Annotated in this window: 24 protein-coding genes; 15 read left to right on the top strand and 9 right to left on the bottom strand. The window is 72.1% G+C overall.

Features of this window, described 5'->3' with window-relative positions; all coding sequences use genetic code 11:
• Positions 1–123 precede the first annotated feature (123 nt).
• The 8 genes from OG900_09765 to OG900_09730 all read right to left on the bottom strand — a co-directional run bounded on the left by OG900_09765 (position 124) and on the right by OG900_09730 (position 7907).
• Positions 124–1461: an ATP-binding protein gene (locus tag OG900_09765; GenBank protein WUH95685.1), complete on the bottom strand. Its 1338-nt coding sequence runs from the start codon at positions 1459–1461 to the stop codon at positions 124–126.
• A gap of 219 nt (positions 1462–1680) precedes the next feature.
• The gene (locus OG900_09760; GenBank protein ID WUH90360.1) at positions 1681–2145 is read right to left on the bottom strand and encodes a DUF6238 family protein; all 465 of its coding nucleotides are present in this window, start codon (positions 2143–2145) and stop codon (positions 1681–1683) included.
• Between the two features lie 29 nt (positions 2146–2174).
• Positions 2175–2789, bottom strand: coding sequence for a hypothetical protein (locus OG900_09755; protein WUH90359.1), 615 nt, complete (start codon positions 2787–2789; stop codon positions 2175–2177).
• A complete protein-coding gene (locus tag OG900_09750; protein ID WUH90358.1) occupies positions 2786–4249 on the bottom strand; it encodes a hypothetical protein in 1464 nt (487 codons plus the stop codon). The genes OG900_09755 and OG900_09750 overlap by 4 nt, the downstream gene beginning before the upstream one ends.
• A gap of 57 nt (positions 4250–4306) precedes the next feature.
• Entirely contained in the window at positions 4307–5620 is a 1314-nt protein-coding gene (locus OG900_09745; GenBank protein WUH90357.1) for an ATP-binding protein, read from the bottom strand.
• 45 nt (positions 5621–5665) lie between these two features.
• Positions 5666–6364 carry a hypothetical protein gene (locus OG900_09740; protein WUH90356.1) on the bottom strand — a complete coding sequence of 233 codons (699 nt, stop codon included), beginning with the start codon at positions 6362–6364 and terminating at the stop codon, positions 5666–5668.
• Positions 6361–6645, bottom strand: coding sequence for a hypothetical protein (locus tag OG900_09735; protein WUH90355.1), 285 nt, complete (start codon positions 6643–6645; stop codon positions 6361–6363). Before OG900_09735 ends, OG900_09740 begins: the two co-directional genes overlap by 4 nt.
• Positions 6646–6746: 101 nt before the next feature.
• Positions 6747–7907: an NlpC/P60 family protein gene (locus tag OG900_09730; GenBank protein WUH90354.1), complete on the bottom strand. Its 1161-nt coding sequence runs from the start codon at positions 7905–7907 to the stop codon at positions 6747–6749.
• 350 nt (positions 7908–8257) lie between these two features.
• On the opposite strand from OG900_09730, the gene OG900_09725 reads away from it, so the two are divergent.
• The 4 genes from OG900_09725 (at position 8258) to OG900_09710 (ending at position 10697) form a co-directional block, all read left to right on the top strand.
• The gene (locus tag OG900_09725) at positions 8258–9010 is read left to right on the top strand and encodes a DNA methyltransferase (GenBank protein WUH90353.1); all 753 of its coding nucleotides are present in this window, start codon (positions 8258–8260) and stop codon (positions 9008–9010) included.
• 159 nt (positions 9011–9169) lie between these two features.
• Positions 9170–9766, top strand: coding sequence for a DUF4913 domain-containing protein (locus OG900_09720; GenBank protein WUH90352.1), 597 nt, complete (start codon positions 9170–9172; stop codon positions 9764–9766).
• Positions 9763–10206: a hypothetical protein gene (locus tag OG900_09715; protein WUH90351.1), complete on the top strand. Its 444-nt coding sequence runs from the start codon at positions 9763–9765 to the stop codon at positions 10204–10206. The genes OG900_09720 and OG900_09715 overlap by 4 nt, the downstream gene beginning before the upstream one ends.
• Positions 10203–10697, top strand: coding sequence for a DUF3631 domain-containing protein (locus OG900_09710; protein WUH90350.1), 495 nt, complete (start codon positions 10203–10205; stop codon positions 10695–10697). Before OG900_09715 ends, OG900_09710 begins: the two co-directional genes overlap by 4 nt.
• 23 nt (positions 10698–10720) lie before the next feature.
• Here the strand turns inward: OG900_09710 and OG900_09705 are convergent, their stop codons facing one another.
• Positions 10721–10969: a hypothetical protein gene (locus OG900_09705; protein WUH90349.1), complete on the bottom strand. Its 249-nt coding sequence runs from the start codon at positions 10967–10969 to the stop codon at positions 10721–10723.
• Between OG900_09705 and OG900_09700 the strand changes: the two genes are divergently transcribed.
• From OG900_09700 to OG900_09650, 11 genes are all read left to right on the top strand, one after another.
• The gene (locus OG900_09700) at positions 10961–11374 is read left to right on the top strand and encodes a hypothetical protein (GenBank protein ID WUH90348.1); all 414 of its coding nucleotides are present in this window, start codon (positions 10961–10963) and stop codon (positions 11372–11374) included. The two genes, OG900_09705 and OG900_09700, sit on opposite strands and share 9 nt — an antisense overlap.
• Before the next feature lie 137 nt (positions 11375–11511).
• Positions 11512–11784: a hypothetical protein gene (locus OG900_09695; GenBank protein WUH90347.1), complete on the top strand. Its 273-nt coding sequence runs from the start codon at positions 11512–11514 to the stop codon at positions 11782–11784.
• Between the two features lie 15 nt (positions 11785–11799).
• Entirely contained in the window at positions 11800–12621 is an 822-nt protein-coding gene (locus tag OG900_09690; protein WUH90346.1) for a hypothetical protein, read from the top strand.
• Positions 12622–12760: 139 nt separating this feature from the next.
• Positions 12761–13297 carry a hypothetical protein gene (locus OG900_09685; GenBank protein ID WUH90345.1) on the top strand — a complete coding sequence of 179 codons (537 nt, stop codon included), beginning with the start codon at positions 12761–12763 and terminating at the stop codon, positions 13295–13297.
• Positions 13294–13767: a hypothetical protein gene (locus tag OG900_09680; GenBank protein WUH90344.1), complete on the top strand. Its 474-nt coding sequence runs from the start codon at positions 13294–13296 to the stop codon at positions 13765–13767. Before OG900_09685 ends, OG900_09680 begins: the two co-directional genes overlap by 4 nt.
• Complete coding sequence (locus OG900_09675) at positions 13745–14152, top strand: hypothetical protein (GenBank protein ID WUH90343.1); 408 nt, start codon at positions 13745–13747, stop codon at positions 14150–14152. Before OG900_09680 ends, OG900_09675 begins: the two co-directional genes overlap by 23 nt.
• Before the next feature lie 63 nt (positions 14153–14215).
• Positions 14216–15115, top strand: coding sequence for a winged helix-turn-helix transcriptional regulator (locus OG900_09670; GenBank protein ID WUH90342.1), 900 nt, complete (start codon positions 14216–14218; stop codon positions 15113–15115).
• Positions 15112–15660, top strand: coding sequence for a hypothetical protein (locus OG900_09665; GenBank protein WUH90341.1), 549 nt, complete (start codon positions 15112–15114; stop codon positions 15658–15660). The genes OG900_09670 and OG900_09665 overlap by 4 nt, the downstream gene beginning before the upstream one ends.
• 68 nt (positions 15661–15728) lie before the next feature.
• On the top strand, positions 15729–16892 hold the full coding sequence (locus OG900_09660) for an MFS transporter (protein ID WUH90340.1): 1164 nt from the start codon (positions 15729–15731) through the stop codon (positions 16890–16892).
• Between the two features lie 72 nt (positions 16893–16964).
• The gene (locus tag OG900_09655; protein ID WUH90339.1) at positions 16965–18188 is read left to right on the top strand and encodes an ATP-grasp domain-containing protein; all 1224 of its coding nucleotides are present in this window, start codon (positions 16965–16967) and stop codon (positions 18186–18188) included.
• Complete coding sequence (locus OG900_09650) at positions 18185–19165, top strand: DUF317 domain-containing protein (GenBank protein WUH90338.1); 981 nt, start codon at positions 18185–18187, stop codon at positions 19163–19165. The genes OG900_09655 and OG900_09650 overlap by 4 nt, the downstream gene beginning before the upstream one ends.
• Positions 19166–19183 lie beyond the last annotated feature (18 nt).

The following is a 19183-nucleotide window of genomic DNA, read 5'->3' as shown; positions in this document are numbered from 1 at the left end:
AGGTGAGGGAAAAGCGAAGTGACGGGATGGGACTCGATATCTTCTCCTGAAGGCGGTGGACGGGACGGGTACGACCGGACTCGGGGCGGCCGGGACGCGGGTATTCGTGAACTCGCCGACGTGTCATTGCATGCGCGCGTCCGTGTCGAAGAGCTGGGCTTCGTTCGGGTGCAGCGCGTGCTGGACGACGAATGATCTCCCCGCTACTTTCCACAGGCCGCGGCCCCGTTGGAGGGCGGAGACGGCCTGGGTCTCGACGCCGGTCAGGCCGAGGAGTGAGGCGGCGGCGGTGAGCTGGTCGGTTTCCTGCCGGTAGATGATCCGCGTGGAGCAGTCGGCCAGCAGTCCTTCGGCCAGGGCCCGGCCCCTCGATCCGGCGTCGCCGGCGGTGAGCAGGTCGGACAGCCGGTGGATGACCATGAGATTGGCGATGCCCAGTCCGCGGCTGAGTTTCCACTGGGCCTGCATCCGCTCCAGCAGGGGACCGTGGCCCATCAGGCGCCACGCTTCGTCGTAGACGATCCAGCGCCGCCCACCGTGCGGGTCGGCGAGCGCTGATTCCATCCATGCGCTGGCGCAGGTCATGGCGAGGACGAGGGCGGTGTCGGCACCGGATCCTCCCAGGTGGGACAGGTCGATGGTGAGCATCGGCGAGCGCGGGTCGAACGCGGCGGTGGTAGGGGCGTCGAACATGCCGGCCAAGTCACCGGCGACCAGGCGGCGCAGGGCGTGGGCGACGTCGCGGGCGGCATCACCGAGCCTGCCGGACATGGCTCCGGCGGCGGCGTCGAGCTGGTCCGGGTGGTTCAGGAGGGCGGCGATGTCGCCGAGCAGCGGCGTCCGGTTCGCCGCGGCAGCCGCGGTGACGACGGCGTCGAGGGCGACGTCGAGGGCGGTGTGCTCCATCGGCAGCAGGTCCCGGCCCAGCACGGTCCGGGCCAGCGACCCCAGCAGCAGCAACCGGCGCTTGCGGACCTCGCCGGCCCAGTCCTCTTCGGCGGTGCCGTCAGGCCGGGGCGCCGCGTCCAAGGGGTTGAGCTTGCCGGGCAGCCCTGGCCCCAGCGCGATGGTGGTCCCGCCGAGCGCGGCGGCGACCGGTGTCCACTCGCCCTTGGGGTCGCAGGGCACGTAGACGCGGTATCCGTGCGCGACCGACCGCAGCGCAAGCGATTTCGCCAGGGCGCTCTTGCCCTGCCCGATCACCCCGGCCAACAGCACGTTGGGGTTGGTGAAGCCTTCCAGTTTCCCGTACAGGGAGAACGAATCGAAGGTGAAGGACGCTTCGGCGTGGACGTCGCGGCCGATGTAGACCCCGTCGGCACCGAGGCCGCCTTCGGCGAGGAAGGGGTACGCCCCGGAGGCGACGGCGGTGGTCATCCGGTGCGTCGGGAGCCTCAGGCGCCCACCTCGTGCGGATGCTGGTCCGGGTCGGCCGGCGGCCGGGTAGGCCGGCGCGGGCATCTCCGCCTCGGCCAGCAGGGAGTCCGCAGGGTCGCGGCCGGCGGTGTCGCGGGCGCGAGCGGTGGCCTCGGCCAGGGCGATCCGGGCGGCCTTGCGGGCGGCTCGGTTGGTGCTTCGCGGGGTGAACACGTCGCTGGCGCTGCTACGACGGCGCCTACCGGTGCTCACCAGGTGTTGCCTCCCTTCGCGGGCCGGAGCCGGCTGTCGGATCGGTTGGGTTCATCGGGTGCAGGCGGTGGTGTGGCCGTGGAGCGGGGCGTCGATCTCGGCGGAGGTGGTGGTGCGGCGCACGGTGTGGACGGCGGCCTGGTGCCGCTGGCAGATGGTGACGAACGGCGGACCACCGACCAGCCGTGCCGGCGGATCACAGCCCGGAGCAGCGTCGGCCCGATCGGCCGGCGGCACGGTGTGGAAGGCGTCGTGGACGGCGGCGGCCGACTGCCACAACCGGGTCCGGGCGGTGGCCAGATGGCGCCCGGCGGTCGGCGAGGACGGGCGGGTCGCGGTGTCGAGCTGGTCGACCAGGTGGTGGCAGGCGATCAGGTGCGCGTGGAGCAGGTCCAGGTGGGTCCGGTCGGCGGCGCCGCCAGCGAGATGGCTGGTCGTGGTGTGGCGGCGAATCCCTGCGCCGGCGGCCCGCAGGTACGGGTGTGTCTCGCTGTTCGTGGTGGGCGGTGGAGTCAAATGCGGTTCCTTGATGGGGTCTTGGCCGTTCAGCGTCGTTGGGGCGGGGTGGTGGCAGCAGGCATGGGCGGCCTGGATGTGGGCGCGAGAGGACGGCGGGCAGCGGGACGGGTGGCAGCAGCGGCTGTCTGCTCTGTCCGCAGGTCGTAGCGGTGGCCCGGCGCGGACAGATGGGGATGGGGCCATTCGCCGTGGAATTCGAGCACCGTGCTGGTCCCGGGAGGACTGGCGGAAGCCTGATGTTCGGACCAGCGCAGGAATGACGGGAGCTGTCGCAGGGTGTTCAGGGCGTCGTCTTCGTCGGCGCCGTAGAGGGTGAAGCTGTCCGGTGCGTCGCCGAGGACACCGAAGACCAGGGTGTAGACGGAGCGCGCGGGTTCAGCGAGGAGCTGTGCCAGGCGGGCGGTGAGGCTGTCGAGCCAGCCGGCCGCCTCGATCGCGGTGGTGATCCGGGCGTCGTCGTACGCGGCACGCTGGTCTTCGACGACATAGCCGTCGGCATCCAGACGGGGCGCCAGGAGTGCCGCTCGCCTCGCCGCCCGAACGCGGCACTCGTCCAGCAGCCCCGCCAGTTGCTCCCGCAGTTGGATGTCGCCGGAGACTGCGCGGTGAACGGGGCGGCCCGGGCTCGGTCGGGCGGTCACAGGGCGGCCCGGGCGAGGGGAAGAGCGGCGAGGGTGAACGCCTCTGCCTGCTGGTAGGCCAGGCGTCTCAGGTCGATCTGGCTGCCTGCCGCAGCGGTTTCCACGGCGGCACACGCGGCGTCCAGGGCCTGGCGGGTGTCGGCGGACAGGGTCAGCAGGCCGGTCAGGGCAACGTCGGCGTGGCCGGCGATCAGCTCGCGCTCGCGCTGCTTGGTGTCGGCGTACTCGATGCTGTCCGCCTCGGAGTCGACCTGGCCCTTGCGCTGCCGCTCAGCGGCGTCCGCGATGATCGTCGCCTTGCGGCGCTGGACATCGCGCAGCGCAGACTCGAGCCCCTGCGGTGCGTAGATGAGGGAGAAGGCCCGGCGGGCACCGGAGGTGAACAGCAACTGGTGCAAAAACCCGGGATGGGTCTCGGTCCTCGGCCAGTTCTCCACCCAGTAGGTGGCGTGCTGCGCGGTGTCGGTGATCAGCCGGTCAGCCTCTTCGACCTGGATCACCGGGCCGGCGGCGGCCGGGTCGGCTTCGGCGTGCCCGGCCGGCGACCACTGCTGGAGACGGGAGAGCGCTGCGGGGTCATAGGCGGTGCGGATGACCGCGGCGATCTCCCGGACCGACAGCCAACCGGTCACCGTCAGACCGGAATTGCGAGCAGCTTCGCTGACACTGGCGGTGACCTGACCCAGGACGGTGAAGCCGCCGTGCAGGCCCCCGCCGGCCTGGGAAACCAGCCGCCGGGCTGCCCGCAGGTCCAGCGCCACAACGAGATACGCCTCGTGCGGGGCTGCGGCGGGACCGGCGGAGGCGACGAGTTCGCCGTACACCTGCCCCGCGACCGGGGCCTCCGGCCGTCCGTGCTGCTGCCAGTGCCGGGCGAGCGCGTCACCGGAGTCGGGCACTGTCCTCTCCAGGACCTGGACGGTCCTGATGTGGCCGGTGCGGGCGATACCGGCCAACGCCCGTCCCCAGGCGCTGACGTTGGCGCTCTGCGTGGCCGGATCCAGCAGGGCGAACGCGCGGGCGTTGACCCGGGCGACGGCGGTCAGGGTCTGGTTGCGCGGGTCGTGGAGGGCGGCGGCGTCCACCCCGGCCGGGGAGACGACGCGGAGCGACGCGGTGGTGCCGGGCAGGTGCAGCAGGCCCTTGACCTGCGGGCGGGAGACCGGGCGGGCCAGCCACAGCCGCTGCCCCGACCATGTGCGGTACAGGTAACGGGCGGTGACCGGTGCCCAGTCGACCAGGGTGCGCCCGCCACTGCGCACGAACACCACCGCTGCGACCGCGGCCCACAGCGGGAGCAGGGCGACCGCGCCCAGGACGCCGGCGGTCGTGACGATGATCATCAGCAGACCGGTGGCGGCGGAGGCGGCCAGGAGTTGGGGCAGGGACAGGCCGAGCAGGATGCCGCGGCGCGGGCGGTGGGGGAAGCGCACCGTGAGCGGCACGGTCTGGTCAAGCAAGGGCGAACGCCGTTTCTGTGAGGGGCCGGTTGGGTGGTCGGGTCAGCCGGGCCCGGTTCAGGTTCCGGTCGGTGACGGCGGGGGCGGTGCCGCGTGGGAGTCCGCGACCGACGGCCCGCTACCGGAGACGGCCCCGGGAGCGCGCGCCCAGTCCCCATCCGGTGGCGCGAGTGCTCCGCCGGGCTGCCGGCTGGTGTCGTTGCTCGGGCTGGTCGGGTGCGGTTGCACCGCCTTGGCCAGGCCGGCTGCGGCAGGCGAGCTGCTCGGTCCGGATTCCTGGCCCTGGCCGCCGCTGCCTCCGGTGGGGTTGATCTGGGCGATGCCGTCAGGTCCCTGTCCGGGGATCTGAGAGGGGCCCTGCGGAGACCCGGCCCCGGCGGCGGCACCGCCGCCTGCTGCTCCGCCGGACATCGCCGCCGCGGCCTTGCGGGCGGCGCGCTCGGTGTGCTGGCGGGCCATCATGGCCCCGGTGCCGCCGGCGCGATGGATCGTCTCGGCGTCGGCGCCTTCGGACGCCCAGTGGACGAACTTGAAGACCGCGTAAGGGCAGAGGAGGACCAGGAGCAGGATCACGATGCCGGACATGCAGTCGGCGAGCGCCCCCATGCCGTCTGCTGCCTGGGTGCGGCCCATGGCGGAGATGCCGAGCAGGAAGATGATCGTCATCAGCAACTTGGAGAAGACGAGGGTTGCGGTGGCTTCGATCCAGCCGCGGCGCCAGCGGCGGGCGGCTTCCCAGCCGCCGCCGCTGGCGGCCAGCGGGGCGAGGGTGACCATGACCAGGATGCCGACCTTGCGGACCATCATCACGCACCAGAACAGCACGGCGCCGATGGCGGCGCCGAACGCGGCGAAGGTGGGCACCAGCCAGCCCAGTCCGGACATGGCGCCGATCTCGGAGACAGTCACCATCCGGCGGACGGCCGCCTGGATGGAGGTGTGCCCGGCGGCGAACAGCCCGTCACTCAGGGCGTCGGTCGCGGTGAGCGCCACGGTGGTGACGGAGATCGCGGCGAAGCTGAACAGCACCCCGGAGGCGGTTCCGACGACGGCTTGGGACAGGGCGCGGGTGTCGCGTTTGACGGCGGCGCGCACCAGTTGGGCGCAGAACGTCGCGACCATCATGACCAGGCCGATCGGCAGGATCATCTGGTAGTTCTCGCGGAACCAGCCGGCGTTGAGGTCGACGCGGGTGGTGGTGTCGACGCCTTCGGCGGCCAGATCGGCACACGCGGCGGCCAGCTCACCCGCGGACTTGGCGATCCAGGCGCCTAGGCCGTCGGTGATGGCCTTGCCGGGGTCGGTGACGAAATTGATCGCCCCGGCGGCGTCGCACAGCTTGCCGGCGACGGGGATGGAGCAGAAGCCCACGTGGGCGCTACCTCTCTGTCGGGTCTGTGGGGAAGCGGCGGCCGGTCAGGGTGCGACGCCGGGGGCGATGTCGACCAGTGCGCAGTCCGAGCTCGGGCGGCACTGGATCGCGAGGGTGACGGCGCGGGATTCGGCTCCGGCGCCGCCGCCCTTCCAGGCGATGGCCTGGGTGCCGGTGACGGTGACGGCGTAGATGTACGCCTTCGTCAGCGCCGCCGGATCATCAGTGAGGGCCTGCTTGAACGCCGAGGGGAAGTGCGACTCGGCGACGGCAGCGGTGGCGTACTGCTGGTTGTCCGCCATCCGCGACCACAGCACCGGATCCGGCTCCTGGCCGGAGATGGCGGGCCAGTTCGCGTAGGGGGTGCCGGTGGCCATCCAGGCGCGCATTCCGGCGAGCTGCTGGTCACGGCTGGTGGTGCGGGTGTCGTAGGACCAGAGCAGCGTGGCTGCGGCCTTCGCGTAGACCAGCGGATCCGTGACGCGCGGGGGCCTGGCGACCGATCCGGTGCTCGGTGTTGCCGAGGGTGCGGGCCCGGTGGAGGAGAACGTTGCGGTGGGAGTTGGTGCCGGTGCCGGTGTGGAAGCCGTCGCTGCGTCGTTCCCGCTGGGGCGGTTGGTGATCCACGCGGCGGTGCCGGCCAGGGCAAGCAGGAGCGCGGTGGCCAGGGCGATGATCGCGGTGCGCTGGGCGAGCGGCGACCACGTGGCCGGGTGCGGCAAGGGGCTTCGGCGGGACGTCATTTGATCTGCGACCCCAGGGCCGAGAAGAACAGCACCACGCCGTTCGCGGCGCCGAGCCCGAGGGCCGCGCCGACGGAGGCGATGGTGCCCTTCTTGCCGTTGGCCTCGGCCTGGTGGCCGCCGGAGAAGTGGCCCCAGGCCCACATGGCCAGGGAGGCGGCGAGCGCGCCGACGACAGCGATGATTCCGTAGAGATTGATCGAGCTGACGATCTTCTGCAGGACGTCCAGGCCGGGCAGGCCGCCGGCGGCGGGCTTGATGCCGGGGTCGTAGGCCAGCACCTGGGCGTGAAAGGACGAGGGGGTGGGTGAGGCTATGAGCCAGCTCCTTGATGGGAACGCAAAACAGGGCAGGGACGGAGTTCGGGGGGTCGCCGGAGACGTCAGCCGGCGGGCTGGGCGGTGACGCGGCGCGCGGCCAGGACGTCCCACTGCGCGATCGGGTCGATCCGTACGACGGCTCCGGTGTGCGGGGCGGCGATCACGAGTCCGGCGCCGAGGTAGATGCCGACGTGTTCGGGATGGTCGGGGCTGCCTTCGGTGAACAGCAGGTCACCGGGGCGGAGGGTGTTGAGCGGGACGGGGACGCCGGTGTTGATCTGGGTGTAGGTGGTGCGCGGCAGGGTGATGCCGGCTGCGCGGTATGCCTGCTGCACCAGGCTGGAGCAGTCGCAGCGGCCCATCGGGTCCGGGCCGTGCGAGTTCTGGCACGTTCCGCCCCATTGGTAGGGGGTGCCGAGCTGGTGCATCGCCCAGGTGATCGCTGTTCTGACCGCTGGCGGGGCGTCGGCGGGGATGGTGTATCCGGCCGGGACGGTGCCGGGTGGGATCGGTCCGTACTGCGATCCGTCGTCCGCCGGTCCGCAACCGGTGACCGGAGCAGGCGTGCCGGTGGTATCGGCCGGGCTGTCCGGGTTGGTCGGAGGGGTGGTGGGGGGTTGTTCGGCGGCGGGCAGGGTGGCGGTGATTGCCTGCTGCAGGGCGGTGGCCAGGGGTTCCCACGTCGCGTAGGCGTCGGGCAGGGCGCTCTTCTGCACGGCCTGGGCGGCCTGGGTGACGGTCAGCTGCTGCCAGCCGGGCACCGCGAGCAGCACGGTGTAGAAGCGGGTGCTGGCGTAGACGGGGTCGAGGAGTTGTGCGGGGGTGCCCCAGCCCTGGGAGGGCCGCTGCTGGAACAACCCGATCGAATCGCGGTCTCCGGAGGGGAGGTTGCGCAACCGGGATTCCTGGAGCGCGGTCGCCAGGGCGATGATCTGCCCGCGGGCCGGGACCTGCAGGGTGATGCCGGTGACGACGATGGCCTTGGCGTTGGGGATCTGCTCGGCGGGCAGGTCCAGGCCGTCGACATGCGAGTCCGGGCCGGGCGCGGTGCCGGCGAGGATGGCGGCGACCTTCGCTTCGACGGCGGCGGTGTCGATGGTGCCGGTGGTGCAGGCGGAGGTGAGGGCGGCGGGTCCGGCTCCGGCGGCGGAGACCGCGGACAGGCCGGCGATCAGGAGCGGGGTCAGGCAGAGCAGGCCGAGGACGGCCGCCAGCCACTTCACCCGTGGCGGCTCCGGGGCCGGTCAGTGTGCAGCGGGCGGCGGACTGGTCGAACGAGATGGTGGGTCAGGGTGCGGGTCCTTCGTACGGGGTGGGCGGACGGGGCGGGATCGGGCGGCGGGAATTCCAAAACTGTACGACGCGATTGGCCGTCGACCAAATAATTCGCGTCTTGGATCTGAAATATCGTGAAGGAGTCATCGCCACGGACGCCGGGGGCTTATTGTTTTGGAATCTCCCGAACCCGCCCCCGCTGCATGGCCGGTCTTTCGTACCTGCCGCAGGCGGCGGATGTTCGAGGCGAGAACCCCACCCCGCACCTTCCCTCTTCTTCTGCCACCGGAGTTCCTTTTTGCCCTTTTCCCTCCATCAGGGTGACGCGCTGAGCGTGCTCGCCGGCCTTCCCGACGACTGCGTGGACGCGGTCATCACCGACCCCCCGTACAACAGTGGCGGTCGTACCGCCAAGGAGCGCACCTCCCGTACCGCGAAGCAGAAGTACACCTCCGCCGATGCCGAGCACGGTCTCGCCGACTTCACCGGCGAGAACATGGACCAGCGCTCCTACGGCTTCTGGCTCACGCAGATCATGACCGAGGCCCACCGCCTGACGAAGGTCGGCGGGACCGCGCTGCTGTTCACCGACTGGCGCCAGTTGCCGATCACGACGGACGCGCTGCAGGCGGCAGGTTGGCTGTGGCGCGGCATCCTGGTGTGGCACAAGCCGCAGGCCAGGCCGCAGAAGGGCCGGTTCACGCAGAACTCCGAGTTCATCGTGTGGGGCTCCAACGGCCCCCTGCCCACCTCCCGCGCGATCTACCTTCCCGGCCTGTACAGCGCCTCCCAGCCCAGCGGCAAGACGCGCAAGCACATCACGCAGAAGCCCGTCTCGGTGATGCGGGAACTGGTGAAGATCGCCCCCGAACGTGGCACCGTCCTGGACTTCTGCGCCGGCTCCGGATCGACCGGCGTCGCCGCCCTCCTGGAGGGCCGCGACGCGATCTTGGTGGAGAAGACCCCGCACTACGCGCAGGTCGCCGCCGACCGGCTCACCGAGGCCGTGAACCAGACCCTGACCCAGGACGGCTGCACCCTGGCGGCCTGATCGGCCAGTGCCCCGCTGGCGGGTAATCCTCCCGCCCCCGGGCAGTCCGAGCCGATAGCCGACGCTTCCGCATGCCCATTTCCCATTCGCATCTGACCGCTGCGGCGGTGCAAGGAGTTGCCTGTGCCCGATTCCGTTGATCCCCGCGATGAGGGGGAGATGGAACCCCTGCGATTTCCCGGCCGGGGGGTGGAGGGCCTGGAGGCCAGCGTCCGCCTGCTGATCGCCGAGTCCGAGCAGCAGGCCCGGCTGCTGGATTCCCTTTCCGCCGCACCTGACGACTCGGCCATGCCCTACGCCGGGTTTCCCCCGGGCATGACACCGGGCCTGCCGCCGCTCGACGTGGCGCCGGAGCCGCGGTTCATCCTCACACTGGACGCCGTCGCGTTCGAGGCCGAACTGGACGCGCTGACCGACTGGGTGCACGACTTCCTGCTGCCCACCTACGGCGCCGAGGTGTCCACGGCAGCGCCGTGGTGCCGGCAGTGGGCCGAGCACCTGGACGTCGTCGGGTGGCTGCACGCGTTGTGGATGGCGTATCAGCAGCACACCGATCCCGAGGCCGGGCTCAGCGGCCCGGCGGTGTGGCACCGGGACTTCCTCACCCACACCATGGCCGCGATCCGCGCCCCCGGGGGGCCGCTGAGCGCCTGCATGACCAGCCTGGACCGGCCCTCGCACCGGATCCTGCCCAGCCCCCACGGCCCCGCGCCCACCCCCAGCCACGAGCAGCCGACTGCGAGCGCGAGCGGGTGAGCGGCGAGCCCCGCTTCGGCCTGGCCGTCGACCCGCGCGTGGTGGACGACCTGAGGCTCGCGCCGCCCGAGATCCGCACCGCCGCGCTGGAATGCCTGTCCACTGTTCTGGACGGCGAAGCCCTGGGTGAGGAACTGGTCGGCACGCTCGCGGGATACCGCAGCGTTGCTCTGGATCCGCGCTGGCGCCTGGTCTACCGCCTGCGCCCCGCCCCGGTGGCGCAGCAGCACGCCCGAGAGGTGTTCGTCGTGGCGGTCCGACCCCGGGCCCGCTTCGACGTCTACACCGCGGTCGCTTCCCGCCTCGGCCTGGACCGGCAGCCGCTCAGCGCCCTCGCCCACGCCGCCCGCGCCCGTTCACCCCAGGCCACGAAGGTCCCCGGCCCGCACCTGGTTCCTCTTCCCTCCGCTCCGACCCCTGCGAAAGGCTCAACTCGTTGACCTGCTCCGACCACCCCGTTCCCACTGACCTGCTCACGCCCACCCGGTGCTGCGGCGACCGGCGACGCCCCATTGCACCGGATCCCGCCGGCTGCTGCGGGACCCTCTCGCTCGCAGCCCAGCTCCTGAACGCCCTCCTCGACCCGGACTCCGGCGACCACCCGGGAGATGGGGAAGCCGGCAGGCCCGGCGTCCCGCACCAGCCGCGCGGTTCGGCGCCGGTGGGCATCGTGGAGGCGTGCCTGGTGGCGTTCGAGGAACTGGGCGATCCCGAGGCGATGGCCTCGGAGGACCTGGTCGCCGTGCTCCGTCACGCTCCCGGTTTCGCGGTCGGCAAGTGGCGGTTCGCCGACCTGACCCAGGCCCGGCTCGCTCACCTCCTTGCGCCGTACGAGGTGACCACCCGGGATGCCACACTGCCCGACGGGCGGCGCCGCAAGTCCTACCGGCTCAGCGCCCTGCTCGCGGCCGAAGCGGGATCCTACCGCTGAACAACCAGCCCGGAAGGCCCACTTCACCGGCTCCCACCGCGCTGGACGACCGTATCCACGCGCTGACCGGCTACACCGGCCGGCAGTTGCAGCGCCACCACGCCGACGGACTGCTCCCGCCGGATCTGGCCGCTCTGGCGGAAGCACACCGGGACCTGGCCGGCCAAGAGGCCGATGTCGCCTATCACCTCGGGCGCCTGCATCAGCTCACCGACGGTCAGACACCGTCCGATGCCGTGCTGCTGAAACGCCTGGAGAGAGCGATGCGCCACCTCGCCGATGCCGTCGTCCAGCGCAATTGGAGCCTGACTGCGGCGGGCGCCTTGCTGGCGCCGCTGGAGACTGCGGCTCGCTCCCGGGACGAGCGGGAGCTGCCGGACGTGACCGCGCCGGACTTCGCCCACCTGCTGGGCCTGGTGCGCGGAGCCAAACTCCACCAGAACCTGGTCACCCAGCGGCTGTCGGTGGTGACCGCCTCCGGCACCAGGCTGCCCATCCCGGCCCTGCAGCGGCTGGAGAAGGCCGGCCTCGTCGAGGTCGACCGTGCCCATCCACTGCACGCCGGCCAGCCGGTCGCCCTGACCGCCCTCGGCCGCCGGACGCTGACCGGCCCGGCTCCCGCCCCCGCAGCCCGGCCGCCTACGGGGATGCCGCTGCAGGCTGCCCCCCGCCGCTGACTGGAGAAACGATCCACCCCACGACCCATCACCACAAGGACCTGTCCGCTTCCGGGCAGTCGTCGTTCCGGCAGCGCCTGCGGCAGGCCGCCGAGCTCATCGAGATGCTCTGGCCCCCGGGCCATGAGGACCAGGACTTGCCACGTGAGCAGGCCCGGCGCAAGCGCGCCTTCGGCCTGTACACCGCCGTCCTGCAAGCGGCAGAAGACGCTGCGGTCACCCGGGCCCGGCTGACCTCCCGCCCCCACCCGCCGACCCGGACCGCCCAGCTCCGGGGACTGCTCGCCCGGCAGAGCGCACGCCGCGACGCCACATACCGGGACCTGTCGAAGCTGCTGGACGCGCAACTCGCCGCCGAGCCGCAGCACTCGTCGTCTGCGGCAGCCGGCTCCCTTTCTCCTTGTTCCTGACCCTCTCGGAGGACCATGCCCGACCCTGACAGCAACCGGCCCGGGGAAGGCCGCCCGTCCGATCCGAATGCCCTCTTCCCCCTCGCGGATGACGCGCCCGCCGCCGGCGTGACCGCGGATGACCGCCCAGGGCCTTCGCGGAAGTTCGTCTTCAGGCGCGCGCTGCGGACCAAGGGCTTCAAGGCCGCCGGCGAGGCCACGGACCGCCTGTACACGTTCCTGCTCAACGAGCCCGAGTACCGCCTGCTGGCCAGCCACCACGAGGGCGACAGCAGCTTCGCGGTGCTGTTCGACTCCTCGGCCACCTGGGACATCCCCGGAACCGCCGACCTTGTGGCCGTGCACGTCGTCCGCAACGGGATGTACCGGACGTTCGACTTCGAGACGGTACGTCTGCCGCTGGTGGGGCTGGCCCAGCAGTGGCTGGTGGCCCGGGGGTGCCCGCCCGAGGCCATTGTGCTGCCGCCTGGACGTGCGACTCAGCCCGCCGACCCTGAGAGCACCGCGCTGGAAACTCACCTGCGGACGTCGCCCGGCCGGTACAAGCTGATCGACCACTACACCTACGACGGTGATCCGTTCGAGTCCTGGGCCCTGCTGCGCGATACGCACCCGGAATCAGCCGACGCACCGGTGCGATTGTTCATCGAGTCAGCGGATATCAACGCCGGCACCTACACGCTGCGCGGAGGCGCATTCCGTCATGAGGACGACGCCCACGAGTGGCTGGGCAGCAATCCCGTCCCGCTGCCTCCGCCGCCGCTGACGGCCCGACGGCAGCCACCCTCGCGGCCTGTGGTGACCCCGCCGCCGGGGGCTTCGGGGCCGCGTCGCTGACGTCCCGTGCCGGTAGATAGCACGGAAAATACCGTCAGGCAAAACGCGTTTTCTTCGGATCATTGAACTGTTCCCCGCCGTACAGGCGGCGCCCGTGGTTTCCCCTTTCCCGCTACCTCTGCCAGGAGGCTATTTCCGCATGCGCCAATTCCCCAAGTTCACTGCTCCGGGAAGCATTCCGCCGCCACGCGAACCCGTCCCCACCGCGCCGGCAGCGGCTCCGGTGGATGCCGACGGGGTGCTGGAGGTGCTGGCGGCCGAGGTCCGCGAGCGGTTCGGCCACAGCCTGGGGGACCTGCGCACCCTGGCAGCAGCCCAGCCCGACCGGGCCCCGGGCGCGAGCGAGGTGCTGCGCTGGTTCGACCAGGTCACCGAGGCCCAACTGTTCCTGGAGGACGCCGAGAACGCCCTGGTGGACGTCCTGGTCACCGCCGACACCGAGCCGCTGACCGAGGACCAGATGGACCTGGCGGCAACGGTGGATGCCGCGGTGACCGTGCGGGACGGGCGTGCCCTGGTCGTCCGCTTCCTGCTCAACCCGGACGCCCCCGGCAAACAGGTCGGGGCTGCGAAGCGTGAGGCGCTGGGGGTGCGGCGCCCGCCCGCGCTGACTACGAGCATGCCGCCCCGACCGGCCATCCCGGCGTCTGCACCGGCAGGAGGTGTGCGCCGATGAACTCCGCCGAGATGCCCACCACCCAGGACACGGCCATCGTCGAAGCGCTCGGCCGGCCGTTGGACGTGCTGTATGCGCAGGCGGCAGCGGGCACCGTCGATCCCATGGTGCAGCGGGTGCTGGAGCTGCGCTCGTTCCTGGCCCTGGTCGAGGACCAGGCCGGCAAGACCCGCGACCGCATCCGACAGGCCGTCGACCCGGAAGGCGACCTGTACGGCGTGTCCGCGCAGCATCTGCGGTTCCAGACCGAACTGCTGGAGGCGGCGCTGGAGGTCGGCCGCACGTACGGGCAGACGCTTCGGGAACTCCTGGGCGCCCCGCCGACGGACTCCCCGCCGGGCCGCCGACCGGTGCAGTTCACCCAGTCGAAGATCGCCGCGATCTCGGCACCCGGCGGCGGGCTGACCGTCCGCCCGGGGCCTGCCGCGGAGCCGGCGGTGGAGGCGGGTGTCGGCCGTCACCGCCGCTGACATCGCCTCCCGCATCGAGGCCCTGTGGGGCCAGCCGCTCGCGGAGCTGCGCCAGGAGGCCGAAGAACACCCCGGCAGCACCATGATCGGCGCCGTTGTGCGGCTGCACAGCGATACCGAGTTCGCCGAGCGCAGCATCGCCTTCCACCGCGACCGGCTTCGCCGGCTGAGCGACCCGGAGCGGGAGATCGACGATTTCACCGCCCGCCATCTGGTGGATACCGCCCAGCGCCTGGCGATTGCGGTCACCGCCCGCAATACCCACCTCGCCGCCGTAACCGCAGTCCTGGACGGCCTGCGCCGCCGCGACCCCACCCCGCCGACGGCGCCCGCAGCGCTGAGCGCCCAACAGGCACCCGCCACGGACTTGCTCCGCACCCGCTGACCCAACCCCCCCGCCCAACACCCCTGCATATCCAGTCCCTTTCACCAGGAGAGTGCTTTCTTCTTGACCGCCACCGGTCTGTCCCGTGCCGCTGTCGCCGACCTGAACCGTGTCACCCAAGCGCTGGAGATGCTCGCCCCGCGCTGGAGCGTGTGGACGCTGATGACCCTGTCCGACCAGCCGCTGCGCTACACCGAGATCAAGCCCCGCCTGGCGCTGCTGGCCGACGGCCAGCTCAGCCCCCGACTGAAGGCCCTCACCGCCGACGGCCTGGTGGCGCGTGACGCGCTCAGCGCCCGCAACGTCGCCTACCGGCTCACCGACCGGGGCCAGGCCATCGCCCCGGCCCTGCGCGCCCTGGTCGAGTGGGGGGATGCCCGGCTGGAGAAGCGGAAGGTCCCCAGCAAGACCCTGCCGGGGATGTTCGAGCCGGAGCGGATACCGGCCGCACAGAACGCCGAGGACACCCTCGCGCTGATCACCACCCGGCACACCGCCGCGGTCATGTGGGGACTTCGGGCCGCAGGCACCGCGACCGGCACCGAACTCGCGGCGATCCTGCCGGGATCGCTGACCGCGGGCCGGCTGTACGCGCCGCTGAGCCAGCTCGTCGACGACGAGTTCGCCGAGCGCACCGGCAGCCGCGGCTACCGCCTCACCGACCACGGCCGCTCCCTCGCACCGGCCTTCCGGGCACTTTCCGCCTGGGCTGCCGGCCGACCCGCCACCTCCGCGCGCAAGCACCCCATCTGGACAGTGGAGGAGCAGCAGGAGCGAGAACCGGTCCGCCCAGCGGCCCCCCGCCGACCCGTTGCTCTGGCGGGGGTGACGATCCCCGCCCCCGGCCCGGCCCTGTCGACAGCGCCCGGACCCGGCACGAAATGGCGGCCGGGTGACCTGTTCTCCCACGGCACTCCTGCTCCGCTGGCCGGTGCCGGTGCGACGGGCGGGCGTGGCCGATGAGCAAGCGATCCTCCTCCACCACCGATCTGGTCGTTGCCGCTGCCGAGCTGCTGGGGCGGCAGTGGACCACCCGCCTGGTTTCCGAGCTGACCGACCACGGGAAGGATGCCGGCCGTGACTGCTACGTCCTCACCGAAGCTGGGGAGGGGCTCGGTGATGTTCACGACGCGCTGGCCCGCTGGGCCCGCAAGCACCATTTCCCCGCCGAGGAGAGCGACTTCGTCACCCGGGTCGAGGCGAGCCTGGTGCTGCTGCGCGACCGGGATCTTCTGACCGTGTTGGCCACCGCCGGCCCGGACCGTGCCGCAGGAGTGGATGCGGAGGCGGAGCGGAGCCTGACCGAGAACGGCTTCATGTATGTGCTGGCCGGCGGCGAACCGGCCCTGACCTCCGCGGGGCAGGATCTGCGCGGCCCGCTGACCGCGCTGGCCTCCTGGGCGCGCGCCCACGCCGGCCTGCTCCAGCGCCGTACCGACACTCGGCCCGGGCTGCGCACCACGATCCCCGGGCCCACCCGGACGCCGGCGGCCCGGCGGTCCGCTTGAGCGTTCCGGCGGCCCCGGGAAGCCTGTGGCGGGGGGTGTATCTGCCGCGGGCGGCGGACGCCGGGGCGATGGCGACCGCCACGTTCACCCTGCCCCTGCTGGTCCTGGCCACCACCGACTCCCCGGCCCTGACCGGTACGGCGTTCGCGCTGGAATGGGTGCCCCGGCTCGCCGCTTTCGGGCGGGCCGGGGCCCTGGTCGCCCGCCACGGCGCCGCACGGGTGATGCGCTGGGCCGCAGCAACCCGTGCGCTGGTCCTCCTGATGGCGATCCCGGTCCTGGCCGGAGCAGCCGGCGGTGCGGCCACGACGGCGACGGTAATGGCCCTGGCCGCCGTGAACGGCGTCCTGTCGCAGTTCAGCTACGTCGCGGCCGAGACCGCGGGCGCCGCCGCCAGCCAGGCAACCACCCGCCCGCACCAGGTGCAGGGGGTACTGCTGGGCATCGACCAGGGCGCCATGCTCGCCGGACCCGCGGCCGGCGCAGCGCTCCTGCAATGGGGCGGACCCGGCTGGCTTCTCGGCGCTGTCGCTGCGATGTCCGCGACAGCTGCCGCTGCCGCTGCCGTTCCGGCCGGACCACCAGGGCCTGGTACGGCATCCGCCGAACGCAGCGCGGCGCCCGGCGTGTCGGGCTGGGCGACGTTGAAGTCGCTGCCTGCACTTGCGTGGCTGGTCGCTGGCCTTGCGGTATCCAATCTGGCCACCGGCACGTTGGAGGCCGCCGCTCCGGTGATCGTGGTCCGGAACTTGAGGCATTCCAGCGCGTCGGTGGGTGCGGTGTGGTCGGTGGCCGCTGCGGCGACGTTGCTGGTGGTGGCGGCCAGTCGGCCGGCGATCGAGCGGTGGGGGCTGTGGCCGGTCGGCGCGTTGTCTGCTGCCGTGGCGTCCGTCGCCTGCCTCGGCGTCGCCCAGGCCCACCGCTTCCCGGCCTACACGGTGCTGGTTGCGGTCCTGGTGGCCGCCGAAGCCGGGATGACAGTCGTGCTGCGGACCCTGCGTTCCCAGCTCGTCCCCCAGGAGGTATTCGCCCCGACCCTGGCCGTCACCATCCTGATCCTGCTCCTGCCGTTCCCGCTGGCCGGGGTCCTGATCGCCTGCACCCCGCCCGCCGCCCTCGGCCGGCTTCTGACCGGCCTGGCCGTGCTGCAGGCCACCGCATTGGCGGCGGCGTTCATCAAGGCCCGGAAGGCCCTCGCACCGCACCGGGCTGCAGTTGGCTCGTCCGGCTGACCTTGCCCAACCCATCCTCTCGCCGTCGTGTTCGGAGTGTTCTTGTCTTCTCGACCCACCGTTTTGCTCACCATGCCAGGCGATTTCTCGTACAGGGGGTTCGGCCTGCAGCAGGTGGCCGCCGCCTACGACGTGGTCGTCATCGACTCCGCACCGCCCACTGCCGAGCACGCCCCGTACGTCGCTGACTTCGAGATCGCCTACCCCTACGACGAGCAGTCCCTGCTGGCGGCCGGCCGCGCGCTTGCTGAGCGGCACGTTCTGGCCGGGGTGATGACCTGGACCGAATGGATGTTGGTGCCCACCGCCCGGCTCGCCGAGCACCTCGGACTGCCCTCCAACACCCCCGAGGTGATGCTGGCCTGCCGCAACAAGGCGGTTTCGCGGACCGCCTTCGCGCGGGCGGGTGTGCCGTCGGCGGCGTCGATGAAGGCGGCCACTCTGCTGGAGGCGGGGATGGCGACCGATACCGTCGGAGGCTTCCCCGTCGTCATCAAACCGGCCGCCTACGCTGCCAGCGTCGGCGTGATCCACGTCGACCGAGGCGAGGACCTCCCCGGCGCCTTCGCCTTCGCGAGCGCTGGTGCGGCCCTGTCCAGGGAGTCGACCGAGGTGCTGGTCGAGGAGTACCTCGACGGACCGGAAGTCAGCGTGGAGACGGTCACGTTCGCCGGCACCACCATCCCGGTGGCGGTGACCCGCAAGAGCCTCGGGAGCCTGCCGTACTTCGAGGAGACCGGCCACGCCGTGGCAGCAGGTGACCCGCTGCTGGCCCAGACCGGCCCGGTGGCGGTCGCCGCGGTGCGCGCCCTGGGCGTGGAGTTCGGGGTGTGCCACACCGAACTCCGCCTCACCACCCGCGGCCCCCGGGTCGTCGAGGTCAACGCTCGCCTCGCCGGGGATATGATCGGACACCTGGTCGAGCTGGCCACCGGCATCCAGCTCGCCCGCGCCGCTGCCGACATCGCCTGCGGGTGCGCCCCCGACCTCACCCCCACCCGGCACCAGGCAGCCGCCGTCCGCATCCGCTACCCCGAAACCTCCGGCACGGTCACCGCCTGCCACCTCACCCGCGGCTTCGCCGCCGGCACACCGTGGCTGGACCGCGCCACCTGGCTGTGCCAGGAGGGCGACCGCCTGGTCCTCCCGCCGGAAGGCTCGAGTTTCACCGCCCGGGCCGGACTGGTCGTGGTCACCGCACCGACGGCCGCCCTGGCCGCCGCGCGCGCTGAACGCGCCCTCGGCCACATGAGCGTCGACATCGACCCGGCCACCGAGAAGCGGATCGCCGCGTGACCGACGCCCTCGAACCGCTTCCCCAGCGGACTGTGCATGTGCCCTATTTCCCGACCTCCAGCGGCTTCCCGCGCCGTGAACGCGTGAGCCGCGACACCGCTTACGACGATGTGCTGGTCGCCCCCCGCTACCTGGCCGGGGACGCCGGTGAATCGTCTGACGCCTTCGCGCCGCTGACCCACCCGTACTGGCACGAGATGTCAGACGAGCTGGGCAACCACTACGTCACCACCCGCGGCTCCCAGCTCCGGGTGGCGTTCGTGCCCGAGGTATCCGAGCTGATGCCGGATGCGACCGCGCTGTGGCAGCTCCGCGCCCGCGATGGCTGGCCCCTGCGGGACGTGTGGTCGGCGGCGTTCAGCGATCACACTCCGCCGGAGATCCTTGCTGCGATCACCGCCGAACTGGACGCCGCCGTCACGATCGACCGCGGGCGGGAGCTGTTTCTCGACCGGGGTATCGCCGACGACGAGGACGTCGCCGCGGTGTGGGAGACCTTCCGGGCGGCGAACTGGCACGTCACCCCGGCCGGCTTCCTGGCACACGCCATCTCGCCCGACGAGCTGGTCTGCGTCGCCTATCGCGATCCCCGTCGAGTGGGCCGGGGTGACGCCTGGCGCGCCGTGGTCGCTGATCCCGGCGGCGGGCGCCGCCCGCTGTGGGAAGCCTCCTTCCACAGCGCCACCCCCACCCGGATCCTGCGCGCCTTCGCCACCGCCATGACCGATCCCGGTCCTGTCTCCCGCGACGCCGACCTGCTCACCGCCTCCTGCCGCCCCTACGCCACGCCGATCCACCCCCCTGCCTCCGTGCCGGAGCGCCCGGCAGTGCCGACACCGCTGGAGGTCGCCCGCCGACAGCGCCACCAGGCAACGGCGCCGCGCACCGTCAGTGTTCCGCGGTGGTCGACCAGCACCGCAACCCGGCAGTTGCCGTCACCGCCACCGGCTGCTGCTGCTGCCGGCCCGGCCCGCTGAACCCCGAGGACGAAGGAG

This window comes from Streptomyces sp. NBC_00433, assembly GCA_036015235.1.
Lineage (GTDB): Bacteria > Actinomycetota > Actinomycetes > Streptomycetales > Streptomycetaceae > Actinacidiphila.
This window is presented reverse-complemented; position numbering and strand designations above follow the sequence as displayed.

What these genes read in the sequence shown, in the direction of transcription:
- OG900_09740 (WUH90356.1), bottom strand. Translation starts at nt 6,364, where the DNA reads ATGACGTCCCGCCGAAGCCCCTTGCCGCACCCGGCCACGTGGTCGCCG.
- OG900_09765 (WUH95685.1), bottom strand. Translation starts at nt 1,461, where the DNA reads ATGCCCGCGCCGGCCTACCCGGCCGCCGGCCGACCCGGACCAGCATCC.
- OG900_09700 (WUH90348.1), top strand. Translation starts at nt 10,961, where the DNA reads ATGCGCCACCTCGCCGATGCCGTCGTCCAGCGCAATTGGAGCCTGACT.
- OG900_09680 (WUH90344.1), top strand. Translation starts at nt 13,294, where the DNA reads ATGAACTCCGCCGAGATGCCCACCACCCAGGACACGGCCATCGTCGAA.
- OG900_09720 (WUH90352.1), top strand. Translation starts at nt 9,170, where the DNA reads ATGGAACCCCTGCGATTTCCCGGCCGGGGGGTGGAGGGCCTGGAGGCC.
- OG900_09660 (WUH90340.1), top strand. Translation starts at nt 15,729, where the DNA reads ATGGCGACCGCCACGTTCACCCTGCCCCTGCTGGTCCTGGCCACCACC.
- OG900_09665 (WUH90341.1), top strand. Translation starts at nt 15,112, where the DNA reads ATGAGCAAGCGATCCTCCTCCACCACCGATCTGGTCGTTGCCGCTGCC.
- OG900_09655 (WUH90339.1), top strand. Translation starts at nt 16,965, where the DNA reads ATGCCAGGCGATTTCTCGTACAGGGGGTTCGGCCTGCAGCAGGTGGCC.
- OG900_09690 (WUH90346.1), top strand. Translation starts at nt 11,800, where the DNA reads ATGCCCGACCCTGACAGCAACCGGCCCGGGGAAGGCCGCCCGTCCGAT.
- OG900_09685 (WUH90345.1), top strand. Translation starts at nt 12,761, where the DNA reads ATGCGCCAATTCCCCAAGTTCACTGCTCCGGGAAGCATTCCGCCGCCA.